We start from the raw sequence: 19,893 nt of genomic DNA on the forward strand, positions 1-19,893 counted from the left end.
ATGAACCTTCGCAAAATTCTAGTTTTTGCCTCTTTAAGCTTGCTGCCGGCCATTGGTCAGGCACAACAAAAAGTCCAGTCTGCCAATACGGCTCCAAAGACAGTTCAGTGGTTTTTCGAGAAGACCTATCTGCAAACAGACCGGGACTACTACAACGGTGGAGAGGATGTCTGGTTTAGTGCTTATCTGGTAAATGGCAGAAGTGCAAGCCTAACGGCAACGAGCAATAACCTTTATGTGGAGCTGATCTCCCCTGCAGCTGAAATTATGGATCGCAAGGTTATCCGTTTGAATGAAGGGTTGGGGAAAGGTGATTTTAAACTTAAAGATTCTATCCCTGGCGGATGGTATCAGTTAAGGGCATACACCAATTGGATGCGAAACTTTGGTGATCTTTTCGTTTTTCAAAAAAGCATATATATAGCCAATACCCTTCCGCAAAAAGCTAGCTCAGGATCATCTAAAAAACAGAAAATGCCGGTGGAGCCAGGTGCAGCAACATTTGATGAGTCTATTTATTTATTTCCGGAGGGCGGATCGCTGGTTGAAGGTATTACCGGTATGGTAGCCTTTAAAGCGCTTGATCGGGAGGGAAATGGAATTCGGGTTAGTGGAAAAGTTATTTCCGGTACCGGGGAGGAAGCCGGCGGTTTTGAAAGTACAGATCTGGGAATGGGGCTTTTTACCGTGAAGCCCACTGCAGGTATTAAATATCATGTGGAAGGGACTTATGCAAATGGTAAGAAATTTAGCACAGCACTACCTGAGGCATTGAGTAAAGGAATTTCTTTACATGTGGTTATGGATTCCGCGAATGCTAAAGCTGTGATTTCGGTAAATGAGCTGATGTTAAATGACCTTAAAGGTAAGGATATTACAATTTCTGTAAAGCACGGTGGCAACATATTTTACACAGAACACATCGGAATGAATAGTCCGATGGTCTCTTTATTGATCCCTTTAAAAGGGTTGCCACAAGGGATCACAAGTCTCTCTATTGCCGATGATCAGGGGCGACCACATTGCGAAAGGTTGATTTATATTCCTGGTAAGTCAGTTAATTTATTGGTAACAACGGATAAGGCAAATTACAAGCCGAAGGAACAGGTTAATCTAAGTGTAAAGACCGTTGACCAGGAGGGGAAGCCAGTTAGAACCTATTTGTCTCTCGCTGCCGTAGATGCCATAGTTCCTGGGAATGAAAATAGCATTGTTTCCTACTTATGGCTTGAATCTGAAATTAAAGGAAAGATACAGGACCCGGCAAGATATTTTGATGAAAAAAATCAAAGTCGATTGAAACAACTCGATCTTTTACTGATGACCCAGGGCTGGCGGGATTATTTATGGAAAAAATTAGCAGACTCGAAACCGATAATGAGTTATATGCCGGAACCTGGAATTACAATTTCAGGAAAAGTTCGTCAGAAATTAGGCAATAAGGTGCTTCCGGGAATGAACATTACTTTGTTTGGAGGCGGATTAGCTGATAGTAAAATATATATGACCAAAAGCATGGAAGATGGCCGCTATTTTCTGGATGGACTAAACTGGGTTGGTGATCAGTCTTTTAAGTTAAGTTCGAAAGATGAGAAGGGAAAAAAAGGTGGCTGGATTACAGTAGATTCTCTGTTTAAAGACCCGATGAAGATCAATGTGGCTACAAGTAATTTAAAGATGCCTGATTTATCCTTGTTTGATACAGAAACGGCGAGACGAATGGCGCTTAATCGTATTGCCAAAACAAATGATGCGATTAATCTAAAAGAGGTTGTGATTGATGGGAATAAAAAATCACTGGTGTTAAGGGATGAAACCCTAATGTCTTTTGGTTACCCGGACTTGGTATATAATATAACTCCTGCTGATTATGATTATAAAGGTCTTGAACATTTTTTACTTACTAAAGTTCCGGGTGCAGTTTCTCTTTCAGATACGACGGATGGTATTGCTTTTATGGCGGCTGGTAAAAAGCTCGCGCCTCGTATTCTGGTGAATAAAAGAGAGGATGTTTTTGATAGGTTGGATTATTACAGTCTACCTATGAATCAGATTAATCAGATTGTAGTACGGCATATGATTAGGAATGGCGGTGGAGATGCTTATGTCCTTAGCCTGGATTTGAAAGATGAGGCATTTAGAGGCTCAAGTCTGGATGTATTAAACGCAACATTGCCGGGTTATTACCAGGCTCGCGAGTTTTATATCCCACCCTTTCAGGATAAGTTGGGGGCTAAACAAGATCTTCGGACAACTATCTTTTGGGCCCCTTCATTAAGGACAAATGAGCAGGGAGAAGCCAAAATTAGCTTTTTAAATGCCGATCCTCAGGCAACGATTTCCATCCGTGCAGAAGGAATCACTGCCACTGGAATACCGGTTTCTGGAGTAACACAATATCAGGTTAAATAAATATTTATGATGAACAAAATTAGCTTGTTTGCAGCAGTTTTATTCTTTAGCAGCGCATTTGCTAAGGCAGTCTCCATTGATCCCCCAAAAAAGAAGCCCAACATCATTGTGATTTTAGCCGATGATATGGGATATTCGGATATTGGCTGTTTTGGCTCTGAAACTAAAACCCCTAACCTTGATGAAATGGCGGCTAAGGGCTTAAAGATGACACAGTTTTACAATGCATCACGCTGTTGTCCAAGTCGTGCTTCTTTACTTACAGGTTTATACCAGCATCAGGCTGGTGTAGGTGATATGATGAATACCCGTAAAGAACCCGCCTACCAGGGCTATCTGAACCAGAACTGTGTGACTATTGCCGAAGCCTTGAAACCTTATGGTTACACTACGCTAATGGCAGGTAAATGGCATGTTGGCCAGTCACCAGAGCATTGGCCACGTAAACGTGGTTTTGACCGTTATTTTGGTTTAATTGATGGTGCTGGTAGTTATTTTGGTCCTTACCCATATCGTCCAAATCAAAAACTAACCATAGCCTTAGATGACAAAGAGTTTGTCCCCGGAAAGGACTACTATTCAACTGATGCTTACACTGATTATGCCATTGAGTTTATTGATCAGAATAAAAAAACAGGTAAGCCGTTCTTTTTGTACCTGGCATACCAGGCTCCACACTGGCCCTTGCAGGCGTTACCGGCAGATATTGCAAAGTATAAAGGTAAATATATGCTAGGCTGGGATAAATTAAGAATTGAACGTTTTAAACGTATGCAGGCTGCAGGGATCATTGATCCTCAAATCAAACTTTCGCCACGCGATGGGAAAGTGCCGGAGTGGGATAAACTCAGTGAAGAAGAGAAGGTTCGCTGGGATGATCAGATGGCGGTGTATGCTGCAATGATAGACCGTATGGATCAAAACATTGGGCGACTTAGAAAAAAACTAAAGGAAATGGGGGAGGATGAAAATACAGTGATCATGTTTCTGTCAGACAATGGTGCCAGTAATGAAACCATAAATCCTAATGGTTTTCTACCTGAGGTTTATGAAAGCAGTAAAAAATTATCGAGCGATCCTGGTTCGTTTACTGCTTATGGATTTGAGGGTGCAAATGTAAGTAACACACCTTTCCGTATGTTTAAACATTGGGAGTATGAAGGTGGTACGGCTACTCCTTTTATTGCTTATGGTCCTTCAATAGTAAAGTCCGGAAAACAGGTATCAGCGCCTGGGCATATCATAGACATCATGTTTACCTGCCTTGATCTGGCAGGAGCAAAGTACCCATCTATTTACAATGGCAATAAAGTTAAAGCTACTGCAGGATTGAGTTTGGTGCCTTTGTTTAAAGGGCAAGCCTGGAAAGGTCATAATGCCTTGTTTTTTGAGCATGAAGGTAATCGGGCGGTAAGACAAGGAAATTGGAAACTGGTTTCGACTTACCCGGCTAATAAATGGTATTTGTATGATATGGTTAATGACCGCTCGGAGTTGAATGATCTCAGCAGTGAAAACCAAAATAAAGTAAAGGAGTTGAATGCTTTGTATGAAGCTTGGGCCTCCAGATCAGATGTGATTCCTTTTGAAAAATTGGAGGTTAGGAAGACAGATAAATTTTAAATAATCAAATATGTTCGAGCAAATGCATCGTAAATGCGTAATTCTAGTCATTTTAACAATTTTCCTTCAAGGTAGCATACATGCGCAGCGGCAAATGGAAAAATTGGGGCGCGGTGTTATTGCTGTGCGACAGGCAGCAGACTCTGTATATGTTGGCTGGCGGATGTTGGGAACTGATCCCGATGAAATATCTTTTAATCTGTACCGAAAAACCGGTAATGCAGAAGCGATTAAGCTGAATAAGGAACCTTTAACGGAAAGTACAAATTATGTAGACTCGAATGCTCCGGCAACTCAGGAGTATGCTTATTTTGTGAAGCCCATATTAAAGGGGGTTGAACAGCCTGCTAGTGTGCCTTTTAAACTTCTTGCAAATGCACCTGTACAACAATACCTAACTATACCTTTGCGTACACCTAAAGGATACACACCAAATGATATTTCGGTAGGAGATCTTGATGGAGATGGTGAGTATGAGCTTATAGTACATCAAACCGGCCGTAGCAAGGATAATTCTTTTAACGGGCCAACTGATTCCCCAATTTTTCAGGCCTACAAAATGGACGGTACTTTTTTATGGGAGATTAACCTAGGTAAAAATATAAGGGAAGGTGCGCACTACACTCAGTTTATGGTCTATGATCTGGATGGGGATGGAATTGCTGAATTTGCCTGTAAAACTGCAGATGGTACAGTGGATGGAATAGGGAAGGTTATTGGTGATGGCACGAAAGACTGGAACAACTCCAATGGCAGGGTTTTATCCGGGCCTGAGTATTTTACTATTTTTAGCGGTAAAACAGGCGAAGCCCTGGCTACTACTGATTATATTCCGGGACGCGGAGATATAGGCGCATGGGGTGGCCGTGGGGGCAATGGTAAAAATGACAATTACGGAAATCGTGTAGATCGCTTTACCGCCTGTATTGCATACCTCGATGGCATACATCCAAGCGTAGTGATGTGCCGTGGATATTATGGTCGTACAGTTTTGGCCGCATGGGACTGGCGGGATGGAAAACTAACATCCCGCTGGGTGTTTGATTCGAAAGATGGCCAAAATCCTTACTCAGGTATGGGAAATCATGGTCTTTCCGTTGCCGATGTTGATGGTGATGGAAAGGATGAAATTATTTATGGCTCTATGTGTGTGGATGATAATGGAAAGGGTCTATATACAACGGGCTTAAGACATGGTGATGCACTTCATGTTACTGATCTGGATCCTGATCGCCCGGGACTGGAAGTTTTTGGTATTCATGAAATTGAAGACGGAACTAAGGGGCCTGGAGTGGCTGTTTTTGATGCACGTACAGGTGAAATTCTATGGAAGGGATCTGAAGATGTAGATGTGGGTCGTGGCGTAGCCGATAATATTGACAACACGAGGGTAGGTGCGCAAATGTGGTGGTCGGGATCCAACGGCTTATATGACATTAAAGGTAACAGGATAGGCGATGCGCCCCGTTCTACTAATTTTTTAATCTGGTGGGATGCCGATCTTTCCCGTGAATTGCTGGATGGTAACCATATTGATAAATACAATGGTGGTCGTTTGTTTACTGCAAATGGTTGCGTTTCTAACAATGGTACCAAATCTACTCCTGCTTTAAGTGCCGATCTCTTTGGCGACTGGCGGGAGGAAGTTATTTTTCGTGCTTACGACAATCAGAGCTTACGTATTTATACCACTACCATTCCTACAACCCACAGAACTTATACTTTAATGCACGATCCCCAATATAGATTAAGTGTAGCGTGGCAAAATGTAGGTTATAACCAACCTCCGCATCCTGGCTTCTATTTTGGTTATGGGATGAAAAAGGCACCAAAACCTAATATTGTATTGATAGAACCCGTAAAAAAATAAGCAACAGCTAAGAAATTTAGGATATGAATAAGCAATTAAAAACGGGAATATTGTTGATGGCCTTGGTTTGTCTGTCGCAGTTTACCTTTGCACAAGGGGCTAAAGAAGAACCCAGAACCATAAATAATTTTGATAAAGATTGGCTGTTCATCAAAGCAGATGAAAAGGGAGCTGAAGAGATTAAGTTCGATGATTCAAAATGGTGTAAGCTCGATGTACCTCATGATTGGAGTATAGGCGGTGATTATGATAAGGCAAATCCATCAGCTCGTGGTGGAGGCTATCTACCCACAGGTATTGGTTGGTATCGCAAAGTTTTTAAGTTAGATCAGGCGCAAGCAGGGAAACAGTTCATCATCCAGTTTGATGGCGTAATGGCCAATAGCGACGTTTGGATCAATGGACATCATTTGGGCAAAAGACCTTATGGGTATATCAGTTTCAACTATGATTTGTCAAAGTATCTAAACTTTGGCGCAAATAAAATTAATGTGATTGCCGTTAGGGCAGACAATGAGGTACAGCCAGCTTCCCGATACTATGCCGGAGCAGGTATTTACAGACATGTTCGATTAATCGCAACAGATCCGGTTCATATTGACAATTGGGGTGTTTATATCAGTACGCCACAGGTTACTACGAAAAAGGCATTGCTGAAAGTTCAAACCAGTGTGGTCAACGAATCGACAAAGGCTTCGCAGGTAACTGTAGAAACTAACATCATAGATCCTTCAGGAAAAGTGCTTGGCAGCAGTCAGTCCAAACTAAGCATAGCAGCAGGTAAAAATGCAGCTTTAAATCAGGATATTGAGGTAGCCAATCCAAAACTATGGGATCCAGAAAATCCAATATTATATCGAACCATCACTAAAATTAAAGCCGGAAATGCCGTAATCGATGCTCAGGTAAATACCTTCGGTATCCGTACTTTTAAATTTGAAGCAGCAACAGGTTTTTGGCTAAATGGTAAAAACCTTAAATTAAAAGGAGTTTGCCTGCATCATGATGCAGGTGCGTTGGGGTCAGCTGTCCCACTAAAAGCATGGGAAAGAAGGTTTAAGTTACTGAAAGAAGTAGGTGTAAATGCCATTAGGGTAGGGCACAATCCTATGGCACCTGATTTCCTTGATCTTTGCGATAAAATGGGGTTTATGGTGATGAATGAAACTTTCGATACCTGGACGGCTAGTAAAAATAATGGAGAAAAGGGCTACAATTTATATTTTAAAGATTGGTGGGAAAAAGATACCCGGGATTTGGTACTCAGGGATAGGAACCACCCCTCTATCATAGTTTATAGTGTCGGTAACGAGATTAGAGACAACCTGGACAGCCCGGAAGGATTCAAAAAATACAAAGACCTGCAAGACCTTATTCACCAATTGAGTCCTGGAACCCCGGTTACCATGGCATTATTTCGTCCGTCATCATCCAAAGTTTACACCAATGGTTTTGCAGAAACCATGGATATCGTTGGGCAGAACTATCGGGAGAATGAGTTGGTCGATTTTCATGAAGCACATCCGGATACCAAAGCCTTAGGTACGGAAAATGGTCAGACTTTAGCAACCTGGTTGATTTTAAGGGATAAACCTTATATGGCTGGACAGTTTCTTTGGACAGGGTTTAATTATCTGGGTGAATCTGACTGGCCCCAAGTAGTCAATAACCAGGGCTTGTTTGACCAGAGCGGAAGCTGGAAAACGGAAGGCTTGCAACGTCAAAGCTGGTGGGCAAATAAACCGGTTGTGCACATTGTACGGAGAGAAGACAATGCCGGTAGGGGTGATTGGGTTAACAATTGGACACCTACAGACTTTGATACTTATGATTTGGCTAAAGTAGAAGTATACAGCAATTGTGACGACGTAGAGCTTTTTTTGAATAATGTATCGCTCGGAAGTAAAAGTAAACCTAAAAATGATAGCCCAAGAAGTTGGGACGTGAGTTTTGAAAAAGGAACAATCAAGGCCATTGGTAAAAATAATGGGAAGGAAGTGGCTTCAGAAGCGCTTAAAACTGCGGGCGAACCTTATCAACTCATTCTTGAAGCAGATCAAAGCACAATTTCCAGTGATTGGGATGATGTTGTTTACATTGAGGCTAAGGTTGTGGATAAAGACGGTGTACTTTGTCCAAATGCTTCAAAAATGATTACTTTCAATGCATCGCCAAACACGGATCTCATTGCAGTAAGTAATGGTAATATAACTAGCCACGAAAAATATAAGGCAAATAACAGATTAACTTTTAAGGGACGTTGCCAGGCCATTATCAGGGCAAAAGCATTATCGGGTTCAGTAGAGCTTATAGCCACATCACCAGAATTGAAAGAAGCAAAGATTTCCATTAAAATAAAATAAGTCATGAACAAAAAGATCATTTTAATCGGCCTGCTGTGTGTGGCTACTGTGTTTGCTTTCAGAAAGATAGAAAAACCAATTTTACACATCATCGGAGATTCTACGGTTCGTAATTCCAATAAGGAAACCTGGGGCTGGGGAACACCTATTGCAGATTTTTTTGATACGGTTAAGATAGATATAGAAAACAACGCGATGGCCGGTCGAAGTACCCGCACCTTCCTTTCCGAAGGAAGGTGGGATAAGGTATTAGCATCTTTAAAACCCGGCGACTTTGTGACAATGCAATTCGGTCATAATGATGGGAGTGCGCCGGATACTACGAAAGAAGGTCGGCGTGGAGTGCTGAAAGGAATTGGCGAGGAAACCAAAGTGCTGACCTGGCCTGATGGTAAAATAGAAACTGTGCATACCTATGGTTGGTACCTCCGTAAGTTTGTACTTGAGGCAAAAGCTAAAGGAGCCATACCTATTGTCATTTCCATGATTCCACGCAATCAGTTTAAAAATGGAAAAGTACTTCGCGTTGCAGATAATTTTGGTAAGTGGGCTGCGGAAGTGGCTAAAGAAGAACAGGCTTACTTTATAGATCTGAACAAGATTGTAGCTGATAAGTATGATGCTATGGGCTCCGAAAAGGTGAAAGCATTCTTTCCGGGCGATCATACTCATACGAATCTGGAAGGGGCAAAGTTTAATGCCTTATCAGTAGTTGAAGGCATAAAAGAACTTAAGGATTGCCCTTTAAATAAGTACCTGCTTAAATAGTAATGATTAAACCTTATATATTAATGAAATCGAATAGAACTTATCTGAACCTAATATCAATTGTAGCCTTTATCCTCCTTGCCTCATGTGTAGTCGTAAAAGTAGCGCAGAAGCCCACCTTGTTTCTGATTGGAGATTCAACTGTTAAAAATGGAAAGGGTAAAGGCGACGGCTCATTATGGGGCTGGGGAAGTTACCTTGCTGATTTTTTTGATTTGAATAAGATCAATGTAGAGAATCATGCCTTGGGTGGTACCAGTACCCGGACTTTTCAAAGTAAAGGCTTGTGGGACAGTGTGCTGGTAAAGTTAAAGCCTGGCGATTATGTGATCATGCAATTTGGTCATAATGATGGCAGTCCTCTTGATGATACTGCCCGAGCCAGGGGAACAATTAAAGGAATAGGTCCGGAGCATAAGGAAATCTTTAATCCAATCACTAAACAGAAAGAAGTGGTTTATACCTATGGTTGGTACCTGCGTAAATTTATTCATGATGCAAAAGCGAAAGGTGCAACAGCCATTGTTTGTTCTCCAATTCCCCGAAATCCAGTAAAAAATGGAGTGTTGGCGCTGGTGGTCGACGACTATGCTGCCTGGGCCGAGGAAGTGGCAACAGCAGAAAAGGTTGGTTTTATTCCACTCAATAAAATTATAAAAGACAAATATGCCGCATTGGGTGCTGAGAAAGTAAATGCCTTTTTCACAGAAAAGGACCATACACATACTAACGAGGCCGGTGCTAAAGTAAATGCAGTTTCAGTTGTTGAAGGTTTAAAAGTACTGAATAGCTCCTCGCTGATTAAATATCTCAAAAATTAATTGTCATCATGAAAATTATTTTTCCTTCTAGCAGGATGCTACAGGTTGCCTGTCTAAGAGTTTAATCCTATAATAGAGGCTTGAACCAAATATAAAGTTGCGGATACGCTCTTTTCTGAATTATGCATTTTACACCATTCAAATTTATAAAAGGCCTTGTTGCCTGTTTTTGCTTGCTTTTTCTGCTTTCATCGGTTGCGGAGGCTCAGACAATTTCTCTGAAAGGAAAATGGCGTTTTAAAATTGATGCAAATGATTTGGGGCTGAAAGACAAATGGTTTACAACGGTATTACCTGAGTCTGTAGATCTTCCAGGATCAATGGCTCAAAATTTTAAAGGGGATGAAATTACCCTGAAAACGAAATGGACAGGCAGTATATACGACAGTTCCTGGTATTACAATCCTCGTCTGGCCAAGTTTAGAGCAGAAGGGAATATTAAAATCCCATTCTGGTTAACACCTGCGAAACATTATACAGGAGCTGCCTGGTATCAGAAGGACATTGATATCCCCGCCAATTGGAAAGGGCAGCGGGTAGTACTTTCTCTGGAATATCCACATTCTGAAACACGTGTTTGGCTAGATGATGCCGAATTGGGAACGCCGCAATATACATTTGTTGTTGCTCAGAATTTTGAACTTCCTGCGGGCTTAAAGCCAGGTAAACACATCATTAGTATTAGAATAGACAATACGATAAAGGCCATTAATGTTGGTCAGGATTCTCATAGTTTAACTGATCATACTCAGGGAAACTGGAATGGTATTGTTGGTAAGCTATTGCTTACTGCTGGCTCTCCTATATATTTCGAAGACATCCAGATCTATCCTGACCTGAAGAACAAATCAGCAAAGGTTAAAATTCAATTGAAATCAAGGGATGCTGCCTCCACTTCAGGAAAGATTACACTTTCTGCAGCTAGCTTCAATACCAAATCGATACTGGAAGTAAAACCTGTTACTACTCCATTTACAATTAATAATGGAGTAGGGGAGCTGGAAGTAAACCTCCCAATGGGAGATAAAATTGTCACCTGGGATGAATTTGATCCGGCATTGTATCGTTTAACAGCCGCTTTGGTGACTAAGAATGGGATAAAAGATGTGCGACAGGTACAATTTGGAATGCGGGAATTTAAGGCTGTGGGCAGACATTTTGAAGTTAATGGCAGACCGATATTTTTACGAGGCACAGTAAATAATTGCGAGTTTCCATTAACTGGTTATCCGGCAATGGATGTGGAATCATGGTTGCGCATCTTTAGAATTTCGCGGGCACATGGATTGAATCACATGCGTTTCCATTCCTGGTGTCCACCTGAAGCAGCATTTATCGCTGCAGATCAGGTTGGTTTTTACTTACAACCTGAAGGGCCAAGTTGGGCCAATCATGGATCTTCTATTGGTGACGGTAAGCCGATTGACCAGTTTATTTATGATGAAACGAATAGAATGTCTAAAAACTATGGCAATTATGCGTCGTTCTGCATGCTTGCCTATGGTAATGAACCCCGCGGAAAACAGGTAGAGTACCTAACAAAATTTAACAATTACTGGAAGGCGAAAGACTCCAGACGTTTGTATACCGGGGCTTCGGTAGGTGGTAGCTGGCCGGTAATTGAAAATAATGAGTTTATGGTTCGCGCTGGTGCAAGAGGGCTGGATTGGGGAAAAAGACCAGAGAGTATTTCAGATTATAGTAAGCAGATTGCTCAGTTTAATGTCCCTTTTGTAGCGCATGAAATGGGTCAGTATTGTGTGTTCCCTGATTTCAAAGAAATAAAAAAATATACAGGTGTTTATCGGGCTAAGAATTTTGAGCTCTTTCAGGAAGATTTGAAGGATCATGATATGGCAGACCAGGCTGAAGCTTTTTTAATGGCATCGGGAAAATTACAGGCGCTCTGTTATAAAAACGAAATTGAAAAAGCATTGCGTACACCTGGTTACAGCGGTTTTCAGCTTTTGTCTTTAAATGATTATCCAGGTCAGGGAACTGCACTTGTCGGAGTTTTAGATGCTTTCTGGGACGAAAAAGGTTACATCACACCAAAGGAATTTAGTCGCTTCTGCAACAGTACTGTCCCACTTGCGCGTATAGCTAAATTTGTATTTCAAAATAATGAAACTTTCGAAGCTGCCATTGAGGTCGCACATTATGGTAAATCGCCAGTGCAAAATGCCAGTTTATCATGGCGGATAAAAAATGAGGATGGTGCAGCTGTCGCTAAAGGTATTTTTGAACCTAAAACGCTGGCCATTACCAATTGCATACAAATTGGGAGCATTAAATTTCCACTTAGCAGTATTAAAAAGGCTAGTCATTTAAAGCTGGAGGTAAGCATAGATGGAACAATATTTGCCAATGACTGGGACTTCTGGGTATACCCGGCAGAATTGCCAAAATATAAAACCGGTTTTTATTATTGTACCACATTGGATGATCAGGCAAAAAAGGTGCTTGACGAGGGTGGAAATGTATTCCTCAATGCTGCAGATAAAGTAGTGAAAGGAAAAGAAGTGGTTCAAACCTTTCTCCCTGTTTTCTGGAATACTTCCTGGTTTAAAATGCGACCACCACATACTTTAGGCTTTGTATGTGATCCAAAGCACCCTGCATTTGCAAATTTCCCAACTTCTTATCATAGTGATATGCAGTGGTGGGAAATTGTAAACAAGACACAGGTAATGAATCTGGAAGATTTTCCTGCAGGATTTAAGCCAATTGTCCAGCCCATTGATACCTGGTTTTTAAATCGTCGATTAGCACTTTTGTTTGAAGCAAGAGTAGGAAAAGGTAAGTTGGTGGTTTCAAGCGCGGATCTGGGACCTGACAAGGACAATGGGCCAGCTTCAAAACAACTGTTTTTTAGTTTACAGCAGTATATGCAATCTAATCAATTTGCTCCAAAATCTGAACTGAGGTTCGAAGTAGTGAAAGATCTTTTTGAAAGCCCATCCAGAGAAATGTTCAATACCTATACGAAGGACAGTCCGGATGAGTTAAAGCCCAAAGCAGTCCTTAAAAAAACTTGATACTTTAATACAATAGAATACAATAATGATGATAAAAAAGAAAATTGCTATTGCACTGACATTGTTTGGACTAAGTCTGCAGACTAGCGTTGCTCAAAAAAATCCTTCAAAAAAAGAGGTGTTAAAATCATTGGTATTGACCAATGCTTATTTTATGAACAAATGGCCAGATGCAGGCAAATCCATCATTACCAACAAGGAACGGCCAAGTAATATCTGGACAAGAGCTGTATACTATGAAGGGCTAATGAGCTTATACCAGTTGAAGGCAGATCCGGCTTATTATGATTACGCGGTGCAATGGGGAGATAAACATAAATGGGGGCTTAGAGATGGTATAGGTACGCGTAATGCTGACAATCAGGCATGTGGTCAGACATACCTTGATTTATATAACATTGATAAAAAACCTGAACGCATTAAAGACATTAAAGCTTCGATGGACCTGATGATGAAATCGGGTAAAATTGATGACTGGACCTGGATTGATGCCTTGCAAATGGGAATGCCGGTTTTTGCAAAATTGGGCGTGCTATATAACGACAATGCTTATTATGAGTATATGTACAAGATGTATATGCATAGTAAAAATGTAGAAGGTGGAGGTTTGTACAATGCTAAAGACGGTTTATGGTGGAGAGACAAAGATTTCGTGCCGCCTTATAAAGAACCAAATGGTGAAGATTGTTACTGGTCTCGTGGTAATGGTTGGGTAGTTGCAGCCTTGGTTAAAGTTTTGGATATCATGCCTAAAGATGCACCACACAGAGAGGAATACTTAAAAACATATCATGAAATGATCAAAGCGCTGGTACCTGTTCAACGTACGGATGGATTTTGGAATGTAAGCTTGCATGATCCAACGCATTTTGGAGGTAAAGAAACATCTGGTACCGCACTATTCGTTTATGGAATGGCCTGGGGTGTAAACCAAGGGCTTTTAGATCAGAAGGTTTATCAGCCGATCATTGCAAAGGCCTGGAATGCCATGACAAAAGATGCTGTGCATGAGAATGGTTTTTTGGGTTACGTGCAAGGAACGGGTAAGGAACCTAAAGATGGCCAACCGGTAAGTTACACCAATGTCCCTGATTTTGAAGATTACGGATTGGGTTGTTTCCTGCTGGCAGGTACAGAAGTTTATAAAATGAAAAAGTAAAATCAGGTATTATTCTGTTCAAATAAATTAAAGGAATATGTCAAAGATTGCATTTAAAATGAAGCTTAAAGCTGGTGCCAAAGCGGAATATCAAAAAAGACATGACGAAATATGGCCGGAGCTGGCTACTTTGTTAAAACGCAATGGAATAAGCGATTATTCTATTTTTTTGGATGAAGAAACCAATACGCTATTCGCGGTACAACAACAGGATGGTGCATCGTCTCAGGATTTGGGAACTACAGCTATTGTACAAAAATGGTGGGCCTATATGGCCGATATTATGGAAACTAATCCGGACAATTCGCCGGTGAGTATAAAATTGGAGCAGGTATTTCACCTGGATTAAAGATGAAACTAAAACTAAACCTAACCACATTAGCTATTGGTGTATTATTATTTAATACGGCACAAGCGCAAAACAAGATTAAAGCATCTGGACCATGGCCTGTGGTAGAAAAACAAATGAAACCCTGGACCCGTTGGTGGTGGATGGGAAGTGCTGTGGATGAACGGAATCTCAATAAAGTATTGACTGAATATCAGCAAGCTGGTATTGGAGGGGTAGAAATTACACCAATATATGGGGCTGTAGGTTTTGAGAAACGATACATTGATTTCTTATCCCCAAGATGGGTAGAAATGCTTCGTTATACGGTTCAAAAATCCAATACATTAGGTATGGGCGTGGATATGAATACCGGAACAGGTTGGCCTTTTGGTGGTCCGATGGTAAAACCTGAGGATGCGGCCACAAAGCTAATTGTACAGCAGTATGAGCTGAAACCAGGTCAAAAGCTAACGGAAGCTATCAAAGTAAAAGAAGCAAGACAGAATGTCGCTAAATTGCAGGCCGTTACTGCTTATGGTAGCAACGGAGAGGTGTTAGACTTATTTAATAAAGTTGATGCTGGTGGAATTTTGAATTGGACAGCGGGAGATGGTAATTGGACATTGTATGCTGCATTTTCGGGTAAAACTCGACAAGAAGTGAAACGTGCGGCACCTGGTGGACAGGGACTTACTGTTGATCATCTGGATAAAACTGCGGTGACAAATTATTTGAGTCGTTTTGACAATGCTTTTGGAAATAAATCACAGGGTGTAAGAGCCTTCTTTAACGATAGTTATGAAGTTTATGGGGCAAACTGGACACCTACTTTTTTTGATGAATTTAAGAAGAACAGAGGCTATGATTTAAAACAGCACCTTAGGGAGTTGGTTGGAAAAGACTCTACTACTGAGCATATCGCCCGTCTGAAATCAGATTATAGGGAAACAATGAGTGATTTATTGTTATTCAATTTTACACATAACTGGACGGATTGGTCGCACAAATATGGATCAATAACCAGAAATCAATCCCATGGCTCTCCGGGAAACTTACTTGACCTTTATGGTGCAGTAGACATTCCGGAAACAGAAACTTTTGGTTCTAGTTATTTTCCTATTCCAGGACTTCGTAGAGATAGCGCAGATATTAGAAATGTAGATCCTGATCCGATGATGTGTAAGTTTGCTTCCTCTGCAGCCCATACCGGTGCTAAGAATTTGATTTCTTCTGAAACCTTTACCTGGTTGAGTGAGCATTTTAAAACTTCTTATTCGCAATGTAAACCAGAAGCCGAGCAGCTATTTCTTTCTGGAGTAAACCATATCGTTTATCATGGTACAACCAATTCTCCTGAAGATGCGGTTTGGCCGGGATGGTTGTTTTATGCTTCCGCAGAATTCAATCCGAACAATAGTTTGTGGCCACAAATTAATGGTTTGAGCACCTACCTCACCAGATGTCAATCGGTTCTTCAATCTGGGAAGGCCGATAATGAACTACTGATTTACTGGCCAATTTATGATGTATGGAATCGTGCGAAGGGAATGGATATGGCCATTAAAGTACATAACATAGATGAATGGTTACATCCCACTGCATTTTATAAGCTTTCAAAGAAAATGGCGGAGTCGGGTTATTCTTTTGATTTTGCATCTGACCGTTTACTGGGACAATCCGTTGTTCAGAATGGGTTGGTTAGCACTGAACCTAAGGCCACACCCTATAAAGTACTAATCATTCCTGAATGTACCTTGATTAGTCTGGAAACAATCAATAAGGCCATTCAGTTGGCAAATGAGGGCGCAACGGTTATTTTTCAGCAATTGCCGAAAGATGTTCCGGGTTTAAACAAGTTGGAAGAGCGGAGGAGCGAATTGAAAGCTATTCTCGCTAAATTGAATTTTTCGGATGCCGGGAATGGTGTAAAACAATTTAAAACCGGTAAGGGAGTTGTTTTGCTGGCCTCAGATGTGGAAAAGGCTTTAGCTTATAAGGCGGTTCATCGTGAAGAACTAACAGATACAGGTTTACAGTTTATTCGTCGTAGTTTTAATGGGGGTAAATACTATTATATCGTTAATCATACAGCTAAAGATCTGGATACGGATTTACCGCTTAATGAAAAAGGTACGGTGTTGATTATGGATCCACAAAGCGGGGCTAGCGGAAAGGCTGCTACAAGTAATGCAGGCGGACAGTTTAAAATGAGGCTACAAATCAAGTCTGGTGAAGCCATGATACTTAAGGTTGTAGAAAAGGAACCAATTGCTATGGTATCCTGGGCTTATTTAGGTAAACCCGGCAAAGAAATTGAATTGACAAATGCCTGGTCATTAAGTTTTACTTCCGGGGGACCAGAACTACCGGCAGCTCAGAAATTAGATAAATTGGTATCCTGGACTAGTCTTTCGGATCCTAAACTGCAACGGTTCTCCGGTACAGGTGTATATACGAGTAGCTTTACGCTTAAAGAGAAAGCAGCCAGGGAATATGTATTAAACCTGAATCAAGTTGATGAGAGCGCAAGGGTTTGGATTAATGGGCAGGAAGTTGGGATCTTGTGGAGTATCCCTTTTCAAGCTCGGGTAGGCAAATATCTGAAAGCAGGGACCAATACAATTAAAATCGAAGTGGTTAACCTGATGGCTAACCGTATTCATTATATGGATCAACAGAAAATCCAGTGGAGAAATTATCATGAGATCAATTTTGTGAACATTAATTATAAGCCGTTTGATGCTTCGAATTGGTTGGTGATGCCTTCCGGTTTAATTGGTCCTGTTACCATTTCTTCTTACTTTTAGATAAGATCATACAAAATTATGCGAAAAACCGATAAGTATTTATCGGTTTTTTTGTTTAAAAAATTCGGGTTTATACATGAATTTCAGTTCAGTCAAAAAAAATGTAAAAATATTTTTACATTTTTTTTGACTGAAAAACTGCTTATAAGTGTCTATACAACGCTTATTTATGCTAAGTGTTTAAAATTAAATGGTTTGATGAACCTAAACAGGATGAAGCAGGTTGCCAAAAAAATCAATATCCTATATTTTTAATTTAAATACCAAATAATAAATTAACCAAATAACCAGTAACCAAATAACTCGAGCTAACCACCGTTAATAACCAAATAAAACTGTATGTAAAAACCTCTACTTTCTTTCTTGGAATCAGTGAATATATAATGTCTGTTTATTACTGATTACAGATTTTTTGTCGCTTACCTACTTTTAGTTATTAAGGTGTTTTTCAATGAAAAATGCTATGGATAAACTTTTCAAAAAACGTTTAATTGTCATATTGACACTTATTGTGGCTCTGGCAAGCTGCAGAAAGAAGGAATTTGATGCGTATTATGGACGGCCTGCTACCCTGGCAGATCCCATATATCAGCAGTTGCAGGCCAGAGGTAACTTTACCAGTTTATTGTATTGCATTGATAAAGCGGGGTACAAGGATATATTAGGTAAATCTGGCTATTGGACAATGTTTGCGCCAAATGATGATGCTTTTAGTAAATTCTTTAAAGAGAAGGGGATTTCTGGTGTTGATCAGATAGATGCTATAACAGCTACCGGTATTGTGAAGTATGCACTTATTTTTAATGCATTTAAGACTGATCGTCTGGGTGACTTTCAATCCAATGCAGGTTGGGTTGTTAATTCTGCATTTAAAAGACGTACTGCTTATTACGATTCAGTGTATACCGAAGTGGTTAATGGTAAGAATATCAAAATTATTGCCTCGAATAGAAATGGCAGTTATGCATTTGCGGATAACAATAATAAGTATTATCCGTATTTTATAAAATCATATATGGCAGCCAATGCACTTTCAGCAGCCGACTTTAACTATTTCTTCCCGGAGGTTGCTTATACAAACTTTAATGTACCTGGGGGTAATGTTGTTGAAGCTAATATTGTTGCCGAAAATGGAGTAATTCATGTAATTGATAAAGTGAATACACCACCGCAGAATATCGATCAATACTTATCATCACATAATGAATACAGCGAATTCAAAAAAGTATATGATAGGTTTCTTGTAAGCTATGTTTATAGCCCTGAAGCTTCAAAAAAATACCAGATTTTGTCTGGCTCTTCAGATTCTGTAAAAGTTAAAACTTACAACCCATTGCTTTCTTTTTCTCCTAACAATGAAAATTATTTAAAATTAACTGATAATGACGGACAAAGCAATGGCTGGACATTATTTGCTCCAAATAACGCTGCTTTTACTGCCTATTTAAATAGCTATATTCTTGAGTATTACAGCACAGTTGATCGTTTGCCCCTAAATGTTGTTTTAGACTTAATGAATTGCCACATGTGGCAATCCGCTGTATGGCCTACAAGATTTAATAACACAGTAAATATGTTTGGAGAAGAAGCCAGATTTGATCCTAATTCTAATGTAATTGACAAGAAAATTCTAAGTAATGGTTTTTTTTATGGAACGAACCAGGTTCAAAAGGCTAATGTTTTTCATACTGTTTATGGTGCTCCGTATCTCAATCCGGCTTATTCTTTAATGATCAGGGCGATGGATCTCTCTGCTATGAAAACAAGAATTACAGTGCCGAAACTCAAGTATACTGTTTTAATGATGAATGACGCCTCTTTAAAGGCAGCAGGATATGACTGGAATAATTTGAATTCAACTTTTCAATATACGCCTGCGGGTGGTACTACAGTAATTGGTGGAACATCACCCACAAATGTAATCAGGATGCTTAATACACATGTTCTGGAAGGCGAAGTAAGTTCTTTTTCGGGCGCTGGGGTTCTGGAAACAATTGGCGGTGAATATATAACCTATAAGAATAATAGAATATCCTCTTCCGGAACAATGGATAGTACAGATGTCAGCAAGCAATCAATACCTGTTGTTAAAATTAAAGGCGCTGATTTCAGACAAGCTACCAATGGTAAAAATTTCTACGTTAATGGTCTGTTATCCTTTACCACAAAAAATGTTGGCGAACATTTAAAAAAATATGGTACACTTCCAACTGATCCATTTTATGGTTTTTATCAATTTCTCTTTAATAATCCTATTTGTGTAAATAAAACGACGATTGAAATTCAAGGCGTATCACTGGGTGTAAATTACACTGTATTTGTTCCAAATGATGCTGCAATCAAACAAGCTGTTAAAGATGACATATTGCCAGGGACTGTATCTGGAACAACTGTTACTCCATTGTATAATCCAACGACTTCAGTTGATATTGCTAAGGTAACCAAATTTATTGCCTACCATATTTTAAATAGAAACACCATTGCAACGGATGGGGTGAAGAATGGTAGTTATGAAACTCTTTTTAAAGATTCTAATGGGGATGCTGGAATTGTTGTAATCAAAAATCAATTAAACAATTTAAGAGTTACCGACATGAATGGAAGAACTTCTAATGTAATAACAGCGAATAGTAATGTTTTGTCAAACCGAACATTGATTCATCAAATTGATGGCTATTTAAAGTATACATATTAACCAATT

At 40.1% G+C, this 19,893-nt stretch carries 11 protein-coding genes; all 11 read left to right on the plus strand.

Features of this window, described 5'->3' with window-relative positions; translation table 11 throughout:
- The 11 genes from P0Y49_03225 (at position 1) to P0Y49_03275 (ending at position 19,887) form a co-directional block, all read left to right on the plus strand.
- Positions 1-2,412, plus strand: coding sequence for a hypothetical protein (locus P0Y49_03225; protein WEK20160.1), 2,412 nt, complete (start codon positions 1-3; stop codon positions 2,410-2,412).
- A 6-nt stretch (positions 2,413-2,418) separates the two neighbouring features.
- Positions 2,419-4,035 carry an arylsulfatase gene (locus tag P0Y49_03230; GenBank protein WEK20161.1) on the plus strand — a complete coding sequence of 539 codons (1,617 nt, stop codon included), beginning with the start codon at positions 2,419-2,421 and terminating at the stop codon, positions 4,033-4,035.
- A gap of 10 nt (positions 4,036-4,045) precedes the next feature.
- On the plus strand, positions 4,046-5,905 hold the full coding sequence (locus P0Y49_03235; protein WEK20162.1) for a rhamnogalacturonan lyase: 1,860 nt from the start codon (positions 4,046-4,048) through the stop codon (positions 5,903-5,905).
- Positions 5,906-5,928: 23 nt separating this feature from the next.
- Entirely contained in the window at positions 5,929-8,268 is a 2,340-nt protein-coding gene (locus tag P0Y49_03240) for a glycoside hydrolase family 2 TIM barrel-domain containing protein (protein WEK20163.1), read from the plus strand.
- A gap of 3 nt (positions 8,269-8,271) precedes the next feature.
- Complete coding sequence (locus P0Y49_03245; GenBank protein WEK20164.1) at positions 8,272-9,036, plus strand: rhamnogalacturonan acetylesterase; 765 nt, start codon at positions 8,272-8,274, stop codon at positions 9,034-9,036.
- 23 nt (positions 9,037-9,059) lie between these two features.
- The gene (locus P0Y49_03250) at positions 9,060-9,857 is read left to right on the plus strand and encodes a rhamnogalacturonan acetylesterase (GenBank protein ID WEK20165.1); all 798 of its coding nucleotides are present in this window, start codon (positions 9,060-9,062) and stop codon (positions 9,855-9,857) included.
- 122 nt (positions 9,858-9,979) lie between these two features.
- The gene (locus tag P0Y49_03255; GenBank protein WEK20166.1) at positions 9,980-12,895 is read left to right on the plus strand and encodes a beta-glucuronidase; all 2,916 of its coding nucleotides are present in this window, start codon (positions 9,980-9,982) and stop codon (positions 12,893-12,895) included.
- 25 nt (positions 12,896-12,920) lie between these two features.
- Positions 12,921-14,054, plus strand: coding sequence for a glycoside hydrolase family 88 protein (locus P0Y49_03260; GenBank protein WEK20167.1), 1,134 nt, complete (start codon positions 12,921-12,923; stop codon positions 14,052-14,054).
- 37 nt (positions 14,055-14,091) lie between these two features.
- A complete protein-coding gene (gene rhaM, locus P0Y49_03265) occupies positions 14,092-14,403 on the plus strand; it encodes an L-rhamnose mutarotase (protein ID WEK20168.1) in 312 nt (103 codons plus the stop codon).
- A gap of 2 nt (positions 14,404-14,405) precedes the next feature.
- Entirely contained in the window at positions 14,406-17,192 is a 2,787-nt protein-coding gene (locus P0Y49_03270) for a glycosyl hydrolase (protein WEK20169.1), read from the plus strand.
- A 463-nt stretch (positions 17,193-17,655) separates the two neighbouring features.
- Positions 17,656-19,887, plus strand: a complete 2,232-nt coding sequence (locus P0Y49_03275; GenBank protein WEK20170.1) for a fasciclin domain-containing protein — start codon at positions 17,656-17,658, stop codon at positions 19,885-19,887.
- The last annotated feature ends 6 nt before the right edge of the window (positions 19,888-19,893 follow it).

This window comes from Candidatus Pedobacter colombiensis (assembly GCA_029202485.1).
GTDB classification, from domain to species: domain Bacteria; phylum Bacteroidota; class Bacteroidia; order Sphingobacteriales; family Sphingobacteriaceae; genus Pedobacter; species Pedobacter colombiensis.

Bases quoted from the DNA above. Each gene is read 5' to 3' on its own strand.
- P0Y49_03225 (WEK20160.1), top strand. From the start codon at position 1: ATGAACCTTCGCAAAATTCTAGTTTTTGCCTCTTTAAGCTTGCTGCCG.
- P0Y49_03230 (WEK20161.1), top strand. From the start codon at position 2,419: ATGATGAACAAAATTAGCTTGTTTGCAGCAGTTTTATTCTTTAGCAGC.
- P0Y49_03235 (WEK20162.1), top strand. From the start codon at position 4,046: ATGTTCGAGCAAATGCATCGTAAATGCGTAATTCTAGTCATTTTAACA.
- P0Y49_03240 (WEK20163.1), top strand. From the start codon at position 5,929: ATGAATAAGCAATTAAAAACGGGAATATTGTTGATGGCCTTGGTTTGT.
- P0Y49_03245 (WEK20164.1), top strand. From the start codon at position 8,272: ATGAACAAAAAGATCATTTTAATCGGCCTGCTGTGTGTGGCTACTGTG.
- P0Y49_03250 (WEK20165.1), top strand. From the start codon at position 9,060: ATGAAATCGAATAGAACTTATCTGAACCTAATATCAATTGTAGCCTTT.
- P0Y49_03255 (WEK20166.1), top strand. From the start codon at position 9,980: ATGCATTTTACACCATTCAAATTTATAAAAGGCCTTGTTGCCTGTTTT.
- P0Y49_03260 (WEK20167.1), top strand. From the start codon at position 12,921: ATGATGATAAAAAAGAAAATTGCTATTGCACTGACATTGTTTGGACTA.
- rhaM (WEK20168.1), top strand. From the start codon at position 14,092: ATGTCAAAGATTGCATTTAAAATGAAGCTTAAAGCTGGTGCCAAAGCG.
- P0Y49_03270 (WEK20169.1), top strand. From the start codon at position 14,406: ATGAAACTAAAACTAAACCTAACCACATTAGCTATTGGTGTATTATTA.
- P0Y49_03275 (WEK20170.1), top strand. From the start codon at position 17,656: ATGGATAAACTTTTCAAAAAACGTTTAATTGTCATATTGACACTTATT.